This window comes from Mycetocola zhujimingii, assembly GCF_003065425.1.
Lineage (GTDB): Bacteria > Actinomycetota > Actinomycetes > Actinomycetales > Microbacteriaceae > Mycetocola_A > Mycetocola_A zhujimingii.
The window spans coordinates 750,593-763,490 of sequence record NZ_CP026949.1; the positions used below are offsets into that span (position 1 = coordinate 750,593).

The following is a 12,898-nucleotide window of genomic DNA, read 5'->3' on the forward strand; positions in this document are numbered from 1 at the left end:
TGCGCGCGCTGCTGTGTTCGTTCTCTGTCGGCTGCTGTGTCGCGTGGAGAGCCGAATGGCATCCGTCGTGAAGATGCACGCGTCCGCTGTTGCTCGGTCGCAAACGGCTGGTCGCGCTGTTGCTCGGTCGCAAACGGCGGGAGTTCGTGACGAAGGGCGACCTTTTGTGGCCGAGCACGCGGCCGTTCGACCTTTTCTGTCGACGCAGGGGAGGGATCGCCGCGCGGAGACGGATGGCGTCCTCCGCGAAGCCGCCCCCGTCGGTTCGGTCGACGCACAAGCACGTGAACCAGGCCAGTTCACCTGCTTCTGTGATGGCGCAATTCTGGGACAACGGTGACGACGGCTGCGACGCAAAGGCCAGGGCTTGCCCCCGAAGGCCGGTGGCTACGCGTCGGAGATCGTGAGGAGCTGGTGGCCGCTCGACACCGTCGTGCCGACCGCTGCGCTGATGTCGCCGACGGTTCCGTCCTTGTGGGCGATGATGGGCTGTTCCATCTTCATCGCCTCGAGGACGACGACGAGGTCACCCTTCACGACGCGCTGTCCGGCCTCGACCGCCAGCTTGATGATCGTTGCCTGCATCGGTGATGCCACCGAGTCGCCCGTCGCGGAGCTCACGGTGCCCGCACCTGAGTTGCGGCGGGGAGCAGTTGTGAGCCGGCGGCCGTTTCCGGAAGCGGGGATGAGACTCGTCGGCAGGCTCACCTCGATGCGCTTGCCCTCGACCTCGACGACGACATTGTGACGCGTGGCTGACGGACGCGATGCGTCGAGCTCGCCGTTCCAGGGCTCGATGTCGTTGACGAACTCGGTCTCGATCCAGCGGGTGTAGACGCCGAACGTGCCGTTCTCCGCGGTGAATGCGGGGTCGCGGACGATCTTCCTGTGGAACGGGATCACCGTCGGCAGGCCGGCGACCTCGAACTCGTCAAGAGCGCGCCGTGACCGTTCGAGGGCCTCCGTGCGGTCCTTGCCCGTGACGATGATCTTGCCGAGGAGGGAGTCGAACGCGCCGGAGATCTCGTCTCCTGCCGTGACACCAGAGTCGAGGCGGATGCCGGGGCCGCCGAAGGTCTTGAAGACGTGGATGGGGCCGGGCTGGGGGAGGAACCCGCGACCGGGGTCTTCACCGTTGATGCGGAACTCGATCGAGTGCCCGAGCGGCTGTGGGTCGTCGTAGTCGAGGATGCCGCCCTCCGCGAGGCGGAACTGCTCGCGAACGAGGTCGATGCCCGTGATCTCCTCGGAGACGGGGTGCTCGACCTGCAGGCGGGTGTTCACCTCGAGGAATGACACAGTGCCGTCCTTGCCGATGAGGAACTCGCAGGTTCCCGCTCCGACGTAGCCGACCTCCTTGAGGATCGCCTTCGACGCAGAGTAGAGCAGATCGTTCTGTTCGTCGCTCAGGAAGGGGGCCGGTGCTTCTTCGACGAGCTTCTGGTGCCTGCGCTGCAGCGAGCAGTCACGGGTCGAAACGACGACGACGTTGCCGTCGACATCAGCCAGGCACTGGGTCTCGACGTGGCGTGGCTGGTCGAGGTATTTTTCGACGAAGCACTCGCCCCTGCCGAACGCGGAGATCGCTTCGCGGGTGGCCGAATCGAACGCCTCGGCGACCTCGGAGAGTTCGCGGGCGACCTTGAGACCGCGACCGCCGCCGCCGAACGCCGCCTTGATCGCGACGGGGAGGCCGTGCTCTTCGACGAACGCGAGTACCTCGTCTGCGCCGGAGACCGGGTTGAGCGTGCCGGGCGCGAGAGGCGCGCCGACTTTCTGCGCGATGTGCCGAGCGGATACCTTGTCGCCGAGCTGCTCGATGGCCTCGGGTGACGGACCGATCCAGGTGATGCCTGCGCCGATCACGGCGCGTGCGAAGTCCGCGTTCTCAGCGAGGAAGCCGTAGCCGGGGTGGATGGCGTCGGCGCCGGAGCGGCGAGCAATCGACAGGATCTTGTCGATGACGAGGTAGGTGTCCGCGCTCGTCGTGCCGTCGAGGGCGTATGCCTCATCCGCGAGCGTCACATGGAGTGAGTCGCGGTCCTGGTCCGCGTAGACGGCAACCGAGCCGAGCCCGGCGTCGCGCGCTGCGCGAATAACTCGAACGGCGATTTCGCCCCTGTTGGCAATGAGAACCTTCGTAATACGCGACACAGTTCCCTAGCCTAAGTGCGAACCGCCCGGGTGATTTGGTTGGTGCACACAAAAATGCACCGAGAAGCACTGGCGATGCCTACAAAAGCAGGGAATCCTACAAAGGCCGGCGCTCGCAGGTTCCGTCACGGAGAATGCGGTTGGCGCGGTGACGGGATGCCAGACGGACGCGGTGACCGCGGATGCCGTGGACCCTGCCTAAAGCGCGCCGTCCCTGTTCCACAGCGAGGTCCAGTCGTGGCCGAGCTCCCGCACCAGGCGTCGCAGGGTGGGCAGCGAGAGGCCGACGACCGTGGACGGATCACCGGAGATCGTGTCGATGAACGCGGCACCGAGGCTGTCGATTGTGAACGCGCCGGCGACGAAGAGCGGTTCCCCGGTGGCGATATACGCCTCCAGCTCCCCGTCGGTGATGTCGGAGGCAAACGTGACATCCGCATGCGCAACGGCACCGACGCCGCGTGGCTCGGCACCCGGTCGCTGTTCGATCAGCCAGTGTCCTGAGTGCAGCCGTCCTGTCGCTCCACGCTGGTTGCGCCACCGCTCGAGCGCAATCTCGGGTGTGTGAGGTTTGCCGTAGATGACATCGTCAACGACGAAGACTGAATCTCCGCCGAGGATGAGGCCGTCGAACTCCGGGTTGACCGCGGCGACCGCTTCGGCCTTGGCTTTGGCGAGCAGCAGCACCGTGTCCTCTGGCGACAGCGCACCCCGTTTTGACGCAACGGCGACCGCGGCATCTTCATCGACATCCGACGGCACAATCACCGGCTCGATTCCGCTCTGCCTGAGCAGCATCAGCCGGGCCGGAGAGGTGGAAGCGAGGTACAACTGCACGGCTACTCCTGCGGTTTCTGGGTGGGTGACGCTCACGCGAGTGTGCGGGGTGTGTTCATCCATGGGACGATTCATAGGTGAATGCGCAGTCGAACAACCCAGCAGATGTCGAGCTTGAGATAACAAACGTAGCCCACGGGGGTGTGTTCGTAGCCCGCCTTGAGGGCCGCGTGATCTTTGTCGCAGACACCCTCCCCGGCGAGCGGGTACGGGCGCGGATCACCGAGAGTTCAAAGAAAAGCTTCTGGCGCGCGGAAACGGTCGAGGTCCTTGAGGCGTCGCCACACCGGCAGGCGCATGTCTGGGCGTCGTCGTCGATCGACGTCGATCCCGCAGACCGCGCCGGCGGGGCAGAATTCGGCCACATCGAACTCTCGCACCAGCGCGAACTCAAGCGCCAGGTGCTCACCGACTCGCTTCAGCGCTTCGCCGGCGTCGAGAGCGATGTCCAAGTCGAGGCTGCGCCCGGAGATGACGAGCGCGAGGGCCTTGCCTGGCGCACCCGGGTCAGCCTCCACGTCGATGCAGACGGCACGGTCGGCCCATACGCCGCACGCAGCCACCGGGTCATTCCGGTCGGTGACCTTCCGCTCGCTGTCGACGCCGTGGCATCCGCCGCGCCGCTTGACCAGCTGTTCAAGGGTGCCGAGTCGGTCGACATCATCGCGCCGAGCAGCACCGGGACCGCGCGGGTCGTGGTCCGCGAGCCAGCCAAAAAGGGTGTGAGCCCCGCGAACAGGCGCGAGCAGACCATCGTCGAGCGGGTCGGCGACCGCGAGTTCGTCCTCGATGAGGGTGGATTCTGGCAGGTGCACCGTTCGGCGGCCCAGCTGCTCACCGACGTTGTGCAGTCAACGGTCGACGAGGCACTCTTTGACCCGCGCGCGGCCAACCTCGACCTCTACGGCGGCGTCGGATTGCTCGCAGCGGCCATCGGTGACAAATTCGGCAGCACCACCCGCATCACCAGCGTCGAGTCGTCCGCACGGGCAACCGATCACGCGTCGGAGAACCTCTCGGACTGGATCGGCGCCCAGAGCATCACGGCGCGCGTGGACGCGTACCTCCGCGGTCTCGTGGCGAACTCGAGCGCCGCTGACCGCGCACGGCTCGAAGCCGCCACCGTCGTGCTCGACCCGCCCCGCGCGGGTGCGGGCAAGGAGGTCGTTGCGAGCCTCGCCGAGCTCCGTCCCGCGCAGCTGGTGTACGTCGCGTGTGACCCCGTCGCGCTCGCCCGTGACATCGGCTTGTTTGCCGCTCAGGGCTATTCGCTCACCGCCCTGCGGGCTTTCGACCTCTTCCCGCACACCCACCACATCGAGTCGGTCGCACTGCTCACGCGGGACTAAGCTCGACCCACTGGTTTTCCGTACTTCCAAGGATTGGCACCTCCGTTGCGCATAGCCGTTATAGACGATCACGAGTCGGTCCGGATGGGCCTTCGAGCCGTGTGCGAGTCCGCCGGGCACACCGTTGAACACAGTGCATCGACGGTCGGCGAGTTCCTCGAGCAGTCCAACGGTGTCCCGTGCGACGTCGTCGTTCTTGACCTGAACCTCGGCGACGGCAGTAACATCACCGACAACGTCCGCGCCGTTCACGGGTCAGGATCCGCGGTCCTCATCCACTCGATCGCCGACCGTGTCGCATCGGTTCGTGAGGCGCTCGCCGCTGGTGCTGCCGGCGTGATCCCGAAGTCGGCGCCGACGGATGCCGTTGTCGCCGCGATCGAAACCGTCGCGAGTGGCGAGGCGCTCAACAACCTCGAGTGGGCGAGCGCGATCGACGCGGACGGCGACTTCTCCCGGGCGCAGCTCGGCCGCCGGGAGCGCGACGTCCTGCACCTGTATGCGTCCGGTCTGCCGATGAAGGACGTCGCGGTTCAGCTGGGTATTGCCCAGTCCACCGTGAAGGAGTACCTCGACCGAATCCGCGGCAAGTACGTGGAGATCGGACGCCCCGCCCCCACGAAGGTCGACCTGTTGCGCAGGGCCGTCGAGGATGGGATCCTGCCCGAGCTCAATACCGGCGATGACAACTGAGCCAGCGGGCAGTCCAGGACCGCTTTTCTCACCGGTACCTCGCGGTGCCGTGCTCGACGGTCTCGACCGCAGCACGCTCAACCGTACGATCACCGACTCTCGATTCAGCCTCGTGCGGATCGAAAGGCTCATCGCGACCTCGATCGGCGTCATCGGACTCGTCTTCGGTGCTCAAACACTGAGTATCGCGCTGGGTGCAGGGGTGGTCGTGCCCGGCGTTCTCGGGAGTGTGTACGTCTGCGTGCTTTTCGGAACTCTCGGCGCCGTCATTCTGCTGTGGTTCAGCCCCAGGCTCCAGCGCATCGCCAATACAGCATTCGCCCTGCTCTACCTCGGCGCGATTGCCTACTGGCCGGTCGCAACCGCCGGGGTCGACGCCCCCAACCCTGCCGAGCCGTGGACCTGGTACCTCTGTGCGATTGCCTGTGCGGCGGCCGCCCAGGCGTTCCGGCCGGTTCTCGCGGTCATATACATTGTCGTGACGCCCGCTGTCTACGGCATCACCGGAGTGATCGACAGTACCGGGCAGATCATCCGCGCCGAGGTCGCGCTGCAGAATGCTCTCTACGGCTCGATGATCGGCCTCGTGATCTTCGCGCTCATCATGACCTTCCGCCACGCCGCCCGGCGCGTCGACCAGGCGCGTTCCGCAGCTTTTGCGAGGTACGACGACGCGGTGCGGCAGCACGCGCGTGAACTCGAACGCATCCAGGTCGACGCGCTGGTGCACGACACGGTGCTCGCCTCACTTCAGGCTGCCGATCGCGCGCGGCGGCCAGAGGAGGCCTCCCTCGCGGTCTCGATGGCCAGTGACGCGATCAAGCGACTCGCGACCCTCGACGACCCGCTGTCCGACGTCGGAGAGACGGCATCGCTGCAGAGCCTGGTCAGCGGTCTCGAGGCATACGCCGCCGCCCTTGACACGAGGTTCGACGTGGTCATCGATCCGGGGACCGACCTCGCGATCCCGTACCCCGTTGCGCAGAACCTCTACCTCGCCGCGACGCAGGCGATGGCAAACAGCGCCCAGCATGCCGCTGGTGGGGCAGCCGCTGCCGAGGTGCACCGGCGGATCGTCGTTGCCGTGTGTGACTCAGACGGCGTCGCCATCGACATCTCCGATGACGGTGTCGGGTTCGACAGGCTCACCATCGATCCGAACCGGCTGGGTCTTCGCGTGTCGATCATCGAACGGGTTGTCGCTGTGGGCGGCTCGGTCGAGCTCGACTCCACTCCCGGCGAAGGTACGACGATCAGCATTCGCTGGACGCCTGCAGAAGCCCGAGCAACGGAGGGTGCGTCGCTGTGATTTCACTGAACCGCTGGGTGATGCTCGCCCTCGCCGCAGCCTTCTCGCTCTATCACGTCGTTCGGGGCCTGATGACGCTGGGGCAGGCGGATTCACCATGGCCGAGTATCGCTGCCATGGCGCTCTATCTCGTCGCGACGGTGTTGAGCCTGTGGCCGACGAGCCCGACGGCCATGCCGGGCTGGCTCGCGGCGCTTGACCTCGCCACAGCGGTGAGCGTACCGCTGCTCGTGACGAGCGAACTCAACCCGCAGGTCAACAACGGCTACGCAACCTGGCACGTCGCCGCGATCGGGACGCTCATGACCATCGCCGTTGTTCGACGGCAGGAGCTCATCGGCTGGATCGGGGTGCTCTTCCTCACCGTCCAGTCGGTGCTGTGGTGCGGCATCGGCACGAGCGTTGAAATCGGCGTGACAGGAAGCATCATGTGGGTCATCGTCGCGAGCGTTCTCACGAGGTCGCTCGTGAAAGTTTCGCGTGACGCCGAGAACCTCGCGGTCGCGGAACGCGAGAGCGCAAAATGGCAGGCGGCGCAGGACGCCCACCAGGGCGAACGTCGCCGGCGGCTCGAGCAGACAGCGGTGCGCGCCCTCCCGATGCTTCGGGAGATCATTCTCTCCGGCGGTGAGTTGAGCGAAGAGCAGCGCATGGAGAGCCGTGTCATCGAAGCTGGTCTTCGGGATGAGATCCGCGGCAGGCGGCTGCTGAACTCGCGGGTTCGCGAGAGCGTCGACGCGGCACGTCGACGGGGGATGACCGTCTCCATGCTCGACGAGGGCACGATCGACGACCTCCCCGAAACTGAGCTCGAGGCGATCCTCAATCGTGTCGCGGACGCCATCGACGCCACAGAGGCGACCAGGATGATCATCCGTACGGCGCCCGCTGACACCGGGGTGGCTGTGACGCTCGTCGCGCTTGGGCCGTCGACCGACCCCGCGGAACCGGGCGATTCAGTCCGCCTCTTTCTCGAGATCCCGCGGTCGGTGTCTGCCGACGCGCGCTGAATGCGTGCGGCATCCGCCACCTCAGGCGGAATCGCGCGTAACCAGGCGGCCGGGTTAACAGAAGAAGGACCGGCTCTTCCGAGCCGGTCCTTCTGAAGCCCCGGGTCAGGGCGCTAACCCGAATAGCGACCTGACCCGCCCCCAAATACCCGCCAATACCCTAGTTCGGCGACCTATCTGGTGGTGTAACTCTCAAGAATGGAGAGACACCTGCGTTATTCATTGTGCAGTGCTTCGGATGCCGCCACCAGTCGGCTCTTTGGGGGACACGCCGGGCCCTCAGGGCGCACTGTGTCGAGCCGGTGGTTACCTGACGTGCCGTCCAGGGCGGAACGAGCGCTCGTCCTGCATCGAACGCTGCGAGAGCTGCCAGTCCGACGGCGCCGCGGTCTGTTCGGGTGCCTTCGCAAGTTCCTCAACAACAGCGGCGCTCAGTACCGCTGTCACCGCCGCGATTTCGGTCGGGGTCGGTGACCCGCGCTCGATGCGCACGTTGAGGCCGAGTTCGCTGCCGATGTCGGTGGAGAAAGCGCTCGATTCCCGTGCCGCCCGGTCGCGGCGGCCCGCGCGCGTGCCGTCGTCGGTCACAGGGGGATGTTCCCGTGCTTCTTGGGCGGCAGACTCGCTCGCTTGCCCTTGAGCGAACGAAGAGCCTTGATCACGGCGACACGCGTCGCCGCCGGTTCGATGACTCCGTCGAGTTCACCGCGTTCGGCAGCGAGGAAGGGGCTCGCGACGTTGTAGGTGTACTCGTTCGCGAGCCTGGTGCGTACGGCAGCGACGTCTTCACCCGCAGCTTCGGCCCGCTTGATCTCACCGCGGTAAAGGATGTTGACGGCACCCTGGCCGCCCATGACGGCGATCTCCGCTGTCGGCCAGGCCAGGTTGATGTCTGCACCCAGCTGCTTCGAACCCATGACGATGTATGCGCCGCCGTATGCCTTGCGCAGGATGACGGTAACGAGCGGCACCGTGGCCTCGGCGTATGCATAGAGCAGCTTCGCGCCTCGGCGGATGACGCCGGTCCACTCCTGGTCGGTTCCCGGCAGGTAACCGGGAACATCGACGAGCGTGAGGATCGGGATGCTGAATGCATCGCAGAAGCGCACGAATCGTGCAGCCTTCTCACCGGCCTCGATGTTGAGGGTGCCCGCCATCGCGTTGGGCTGGTTGGCGATGATTCCGACCGTGCGGCCTTCGACCCGAGCGAAGCCGATGACGATGTTCGGCGCGAACAACGGCTGGACCTCGAGGAAGTCGCCGTGGTCGACGACGTGCTCGATGACGGTCTTTACGTCATACGGCTGGTTCGGGGAATCGGGGATGACGGTATTCAGCTTGCGGTCGGCATCCGTTGTCTCGAGCTCGACCTCGCTCTCGTACTCGGGGAGTTCAGCGAGGTTGTTGTCCGGGAGGAAACCGACGAGGGTGCGGGCGTAGTCGAGGGCGTCTGACTCGTCGCTCGCGAGGTAGTGGGCGACACCCGACCGGGTGTTGTGCGTGAGCGCGCCGCCGAGGTCTTCCATGCCGACGTCTTCGCCGGTCACCGTCTTGATGACGTCGGGGCCCGTGACGAACATCTGGCTGGTCTTGTCGACCATGATCACGAAGTCGGTGAGCGCGGGGGAGTAGACGGCGCCACCGGCGGCTGGGCCCATGATGATGGAAATCTGCGGGATGACGCCGGATGCCGCCGTGTTGCGCCGGAAGATCTCGCCGTACTTGCCGAGGGCGACGACGCCCTCCTGGATCCTGGCCCCGCCGGAATCCAGCATGCCGATGATCGGTACGCCGGTCTTGATCGCGTGGTCCATGATCTTGATGATCTTCTCGCCGGCGACCTCGCCGAGCGAACCGCCGAAGATCGTGAAGTCCTGCGAGTACACGGCCACCTGGCGACCGTGGATGGTTCCCGTTCCCGTGACGACGGCGTCACCGTATGGCCGGGACTTCTCCATCCCGAAGGCGTGGGTGCGGTGGCGAACGAACTCGTCGAGTTCCACGAAGCTGCCCTGGTCGAGCAACTCGGTGATCCGCTCGCGGGCGGTCATCTTGCCCTTGGCGTGTTGCTTGGCGATGGCGGCCTCACCTGACGCCGTCACTGCTTCGTGGTATCGGCGCTTGAGGTCGGCCAGTTTGCCTGCCGTTGTGTACATGTCTGGGGCGTCGGAATCGTCGAACTTTGCTGCGTCTTCGGTCACTCTTTCACTCTACTGTGCACGGATAGGGCCATACCGTTGGTGATTGTCTACAGAGCCCCGGGTGTCGTCTTGTTCACGGGCGCCGCGTACCCTGAAACGCATGACGAACACTTCTGCGCGTTTTCCGCTCGCATCTGCCGTCGCTTCGCGGCTTGAGGTGCTCGAGACAAGCACGTCGACAAACGACGAACTCGTCGCGAGGGCACGCCAGGGTGCGGCTGACTGGCCGAGCTTCTCTGTTGTCGTGACGGATAACCAGACAGCGGGTCGCGGTCGCCTCGGGCGTCAGTGGACCGCCCCCGCCGGGGCGTCGCTCGCCATCTCCGTGTTGGTCAGGCCGGGCCCGACCTTCCCGCTCGACTCCCTCGGCTGGCTGCCGCTCGCCGCCGGGCTCGCGATGGCCCGTGCCGTGAACAACGCGCTTGGCTCGCTCGGGACGGCGATGGTCAAGTGGCCCAACGACGTGCTCGTGGACGGGAGCAAGATCTCCGGTGTGCTTTCGGAACTCGTCGATCCCGAGACCGGGGCTGTCGTGATCGGCGCGGGCGTCAACCTGACGATCTCCGATGAAGACCTGCCGGTTCCGACGGCAACGTCGCTCGCCGTCGAGGGAGTGCCGGAACCCGACCCCGACCGGATCCTGTCCGATTACCTCAGCGAGCTGTGGTCGCTCGTCGAGAGCCTCCTGGATTCGCGGGGGGATGCCGCCGCGAGCGGCCTCCAGAAAGCGGTGACGGAATCCTGCTCCACCCTCGGTGAGCGTGTGCGTGTGGAATTGCCGGGTGGCAACATCCTTACCGGTATCGCTCGCGGCATCGACAGTTCGGGGCGGATCGTGGTCCAGGCCGACGGTTCGCCAGACGTAACGCCGATCGCAGCCGGCGACGTCACGCACCTGCGCACGGAAGCCCGCGCCTGACGGCCGAGGAGAGCCGCGGTACCCGCGAACCACCGATGATCCTGACCGTGGCGGCGGTGCTGTCTTTCGCGGCTCGCGCGGAATGATAGGAATAGAACATGACCGATGAGACGCGCGCCATGCCCGGCACCGATGCCGGACGGGCGAGTGTTCCGACCGAGCGCGTTGTGGCCCGCTTGCGATCGAACGCCCGAGCACTGTTCTGGTCTGCCCTTATTTTCATTTCCCTCCCCGGAGCGACCGTCTACCTGTTCGGCATCTTTTCCGAAGCCTGGATCCGCGCGCTCGTCGTCGTTCTCGCTGTCCTCGTCTTTCTGACGCTGGTGCTGCTCCCTTACGTGTTCTGGCTCAATCGCCGCAGCACGATCACCACGCGTCGCATCATCATGCGCCGCGGCTTCTTCGTTCGTGAGCGCAGGGAGATCTTCCACAGCCGTGGCTATCACGTGGCGCTCAAGCGGAGCTGGCTGCAGAGCGCGTTCCGTTCGGGAGACATCGTCATCACGTCAGGGGTCGAGAAGCCGATCGTGCTCCGCGATGTTCCCGGTGCAGACACGGTGCTCGAGGCGCTGCAGGACCTGGTCGAGAAGAACCAGATACTCCTCTCCGGTCACGCCGGTTCGGTGGGAACCGTCACAACGGCTTTCTGACCGACGGCATCCTTCGGTCGAGTGCGGGCGGATGCCTGGCGGCTCGGTGCAAACACCCAGTAGCGATAGAGCGTGAACCGGAAGATTGCGCCGAGGGCGAGGCCAACGACGTTCGCCGCTATGTTGTCGGCGAGGACCGAGGTGAAACCCAGGACGTAGTGGGAGATCCACAGGCAGCCGAGGCCGATCGCCATACCGGCGAGGCTCACGGCGAAGAACTCGACGCCCTCACGGACCGTCGAATCGCGGCGCTGAGCGCGGAACGTCCAGTAGCGGTTGCCGATCCAGTTGGCGGCGATTGCGAGAAGCGTCGAGATGACCTTCGCCAGAAGCGGGCCCGTGTGAACGACGTCGGGGGAGAGCACGGTCAGCCGCAGCGCGTTGAAGACGGAGAGGTCGACGAGAAGTCCGGCCGCACCGACCAGACCAAATTGCGCCAGCTGCACGAACAGGCCGCGGAAACGGCCGGGTGCTGCTGAACTCATGGAAACCTCGGGTTGGGTGGTGGCTCGTCGATGCGCGAAGATGGGTTCGCGTAGGCAGTTTATGCGACCGGTGAGAGGGAACCGCCGGGACCTTGTGCCCACTGAAAGTCCGATCCTGTTCCGATCCCGTCCCGTTCGTTGGAGATGACCCGTGGTCCGTGTTGGAGTAATTGGTGGCGGGCAGCTCGCCCGCATGATGGTTCCGCCCGCGGTGAACCTTGGTATCGACATCCGTGTGCTTGCAGAAGCCGAGGGAATGGCGGCGCAACTCGCGGCGACCGAGATCGGCGATTACCGTGACGCCGAGACCGTCCTGCGGTTCGCCGACGACGTCGACGTCATTACGTTCGATCACGAACACGTCCCGCAGAAGATCCTGAGGCAGCTCGTCGACCGCGGCGTGGCGGTTCACCCTGGACCAGACGCGTTGCTCTACGCACAGGACAAGCTGTTGATGCGCGAGAAGCTCTCCGAACTCGGGCTCCCTGTACCGATCTGGGCGCGGGTGAGGACGGAGGACGAGCTTCAGCGCTTCCTCGATGACAACGGTGGGCGGGCAGTGCTCAAGACGCCACGCGGGGGCTATGACGGCAAGGGCGTTCGCGTGGTGTCCGCTGCCCACGAGGCGACCGACTGGTTCGCCGCCGTCGCGGAAAGCGGATCGGATGACGGCCTGCTCGTCGAGGAACTCGTTGAATTCCGGCGTGAACTGGCGCAGCTTGCCGCCCGTCGGCCGTCCGGTGACATCGTCTTCTGGCCCGTCGTGGAATCGGTTCAGCGTGACGGTGTCTGCGCCGAAGTGATCGCACCGGCCCCCGCGTCCGCCGGACGTGTCGCCGACGTTGCCGCGCAGATCGCGGGCGATGTGGCATCCGGTCTTGGAGTTACCGGCGTTTTCGCCGTCGAGCTTTTCGAGACGACCGACGACCGGCTGCTGGTCAACGAACTCGCCATGCGCCCGCACAATTCCGGACACTGGACCCAGGACGGATCGACGACGAGCCAGTTCGAGCAGCACCTTCGCGCTGTGCTCGACCTTCCGCTCGGGGCGACAGGATGCACGCAGCCGCACACCGCGATGGTCAATATTCTCGGCGGCCCGAGCGTCGGCACGCTGACGGATCGTTACGCGGATGCCATGGAGATTCATCCAACGGTGAAAATCCACAACTACGGCAAGGACCCGAGGCCCGGCCGCAAAGTCGGGCATGTCAACGCGGCAGGCGACGACCTCGATGACGTTGTCTACCAGGCGCGTGCCGCAGCGGCATTTTTTCAGGACTGACAAATA

At 65.6% G+C, this 12,898-nt stretch carries 12 protein-coding genes; 7 read left to right on the forward strand and 5 right to left on the reverse strand.

The window, feature by feature from the left end:
- Positions 1-387: 387 nt before the first annotated feature.
- Together C3E77_RS03490 and C3E77_RS03495 are read right to left on the reverse strand one after the other, a co-directional pair.
- Positions 388-2,154 (reverse strand): acetyl/propionyl/methylcrotonyl-CoA carboxylase subunit alpha, encoded by a 1,767-nt coding sequence (locus tag C3E77_RS03490; protein WP_108390359.1) that lies wholly within the window; start codon positions 2,152-2,154, stop codon positions 388-390.
- Positions 2,155-2,352: 198 nt separating this feature from the next.
- Positions 2,353-3,054 (reverse strand): Maf family protein, encoded by a 702-nt coding sequence (locus C3E77_RS03495; RefSeq protein WP_108390360.1) that lies wholly within the window; start codon positions 3,052-3,054, stop codon positions 2,353-2,355.
- A 14-nt stretch (positions 3,055-3,068) separates the two neighbouring features.
- Between C3E77_RS03495 and C3E77_RS03500 the strand changes: the two genes are divergently transcribed.
- The 4 genes from C3E77_RS03500 to C3E77_RS03515 are packed head-to-tail and all read left to right on the forward strand — an operon-like array spanning position 3,069 to position 7,352.
- Positions 3,069-4,340, forward strand: a complete 1,272-nt coding sequence (locus C3E77_RS03500; protein WP_108390361.1) for a class I SAM-dependent RNA methyltransferase — start codon at positions 3,069-3,071, stop codon at positions 4,338-4,340.
- 33 nt (positions 4,341-4,373) lie between these two features.
- The gene (locus tag C3E77_RS03505; protein ID WP_257791019.1) at positions 4,374-5,033 is read left to right on the forward strand and encodes a response regulator transcription factor; all 660 of its coding nucleotides are present in this window, start codon (positions 4,374-4,376) and stop codon (positions 5,031-5,033) included.
- A complete protein-coding gene (locus tag C3E77_RS03510; protein ID WP_146188079.1) occupies positions 5,023-6,342 on the forward strand; it encodes a sensor histidine kinase in 1,320 nt (439 codons plus the stop codon). The genes C3E77_RS03505 and C3E77_RS03510 overlap by 11 nt, the downstream gene beginning before the upstream one ends.
- Positions 6,339-7,352, forward strand: coding sequence for a DUF8320 family protein (locus C3E77_RS03515; RefSeq protein ID WP_108390364.1), 1,014 nt, complete (start codon positions 6,339-6,341; stop codon positions 7,350-7,352). Before C3E77_RS03510 ends, C3E77_RS03515 begins: the two co-directional genes overlap by 4 nt.
- Positions 7,353-7,658: 306 nt before the next feature.
- Here the strand turns inward: C3E77_RS03515 and C3E77_RS03520 are convergent, their stop codons facing one another.
- Both C3E77_RS03520 and C3E77_RS03525 read right to left on the reverse strand, forming a co-directional pair.
- On the reverse strand, positions 7,659-7,940 hold the full coding sequence (locus C3E77_RS03520; protein WP_108390365.1) for an acyl-CoA carboxylase subunit epsilon: 282 nt from the start codon (positions 7,938-7,940) through the stop codon (positions 7,659-7,661).
- Positions 7,937-9,508, reverse strand: coding sequence for an acyl-CoA carboxylase subunit beta (locus C3E77_RS03525; protein ID WP_108393008.1), 1,572 nt, complete (start codon positions 9,506-9,508; stop codon positions 7,937-7,939). Before C3E77_RS03525 ends, C3E77_RS03520 begins: the two co-directional genes overlap by 4 nt.
- A 145-nt stretch (positions 9,509-9,653) precedes the next feature.
- Between C3E77_RS03525 and C3E77_RS03530 the strand changes: the two genes are divergently transcribed.
- Both C3E77_RS03530 and C3E77_RS03535 read left to right on the forward strand, forming a co-directional pair.
- Complete coding sequence (locus C3E77_RS03530) at positions 9,654-10,472, forward strand: biotin--[acetyl-CoA-carboxylase] ligase (RefSeq protein WP_108390366.1); 819 nt, start codon at positions 9,654-9,656, stop codon at positions 10,470-10,472.
- A gap of 98 nt (positions 10,473-10,570) precedes the next feature.
- Positions 10,571-11,122: a PH domain-containing protein gene (locus tag C3E77_RS03535; protein WP_232528896.1), complete on the forward strand. Its 552-nt coding sequence runs from the start codon at positions 10,571-10,573 to the stop codon at positions 11,120-11,122.
- On the opposite strand, the gene C3E77_RS03540 is transcribed toward C3E77_RS03535, so the two are convergent.
- Entirely contained in the window at positions 11,083-11,607 is a 525-nt protein-coding gene (locus tag C3E77_RS03540) for a GtrA family protein (protein WP_108390367.1), read from the reverse strand. The two genes, C3E77_RS03535 and C3E77_RS03540, sit on opposite strands and share 40 nt — an antisense overlap.
- Positions 11,608-11,758: 151 nt before the next feature.
- On the opposite strand from C3E77_RS03540, the gene C3E77_RS03545 reads away from it, so the two are divergent.
- Positions 11,759-12,892, forward strand: a complete 1,134-nt coding sequence (locus C3E77_RS03545; RefSeq protein WP_257791020.1) for a 5-(carboxyamino)imidazole ribonucleotide synthase — start codon at positions 11,759-11,761, stop codon at positions 12,890-12,892.
- Positions 12,893-12,898 lie beyond the last annotated feature (6 nt).

Excerpts from the sequence above, each read along its gene's own strand:
- C3E77_RS03495 (WP_108390360.1), bottom strand. The coding sequence starts at position 3,054 with ATGGATGAACACACCCCGCACACTCGCGTGAGCGTCACCCACCCAGAA.
- C3E77_RS03510 (WP_146188079.1), top strand. The coding sequence starts at position 5,023 with ATGACAACTGAGCCAGCGGGCAGTCCAGGACCGCTTTTCTCACCGGTA.
- C3E77_RS03525 (WP_108393008.1), bottom strand. The coding sequence starts at position 9,508 with ATGTACACAACGGCAGGCAAACTGGCCGACCTCAAGCGCCGATACCAC.
- C3E77_RS03530 (WP_108390366.1), top strand. The coding sequence starts at position 9,654 with ATGACGAACACTTCTGCGCGTTTTCCGCTCGCATCTGCCGTCGCTTCG.
- C3E77_RS03535 (WP_232528896.1), top strand. The coding sequence starts at position 10,571 with ATGACCGATGAGACGCGCGCCATGCCCGGCACCGATGCCGGACGGGCG.
- C3E77_RS03540 (WP_108390367.1), bottom strand. The coding sequence starts at position 11,607 with ATGAGTTCAGCAGCACCCGGCCGTTTCCGCGGCCTGTTCGTGCAGCTG.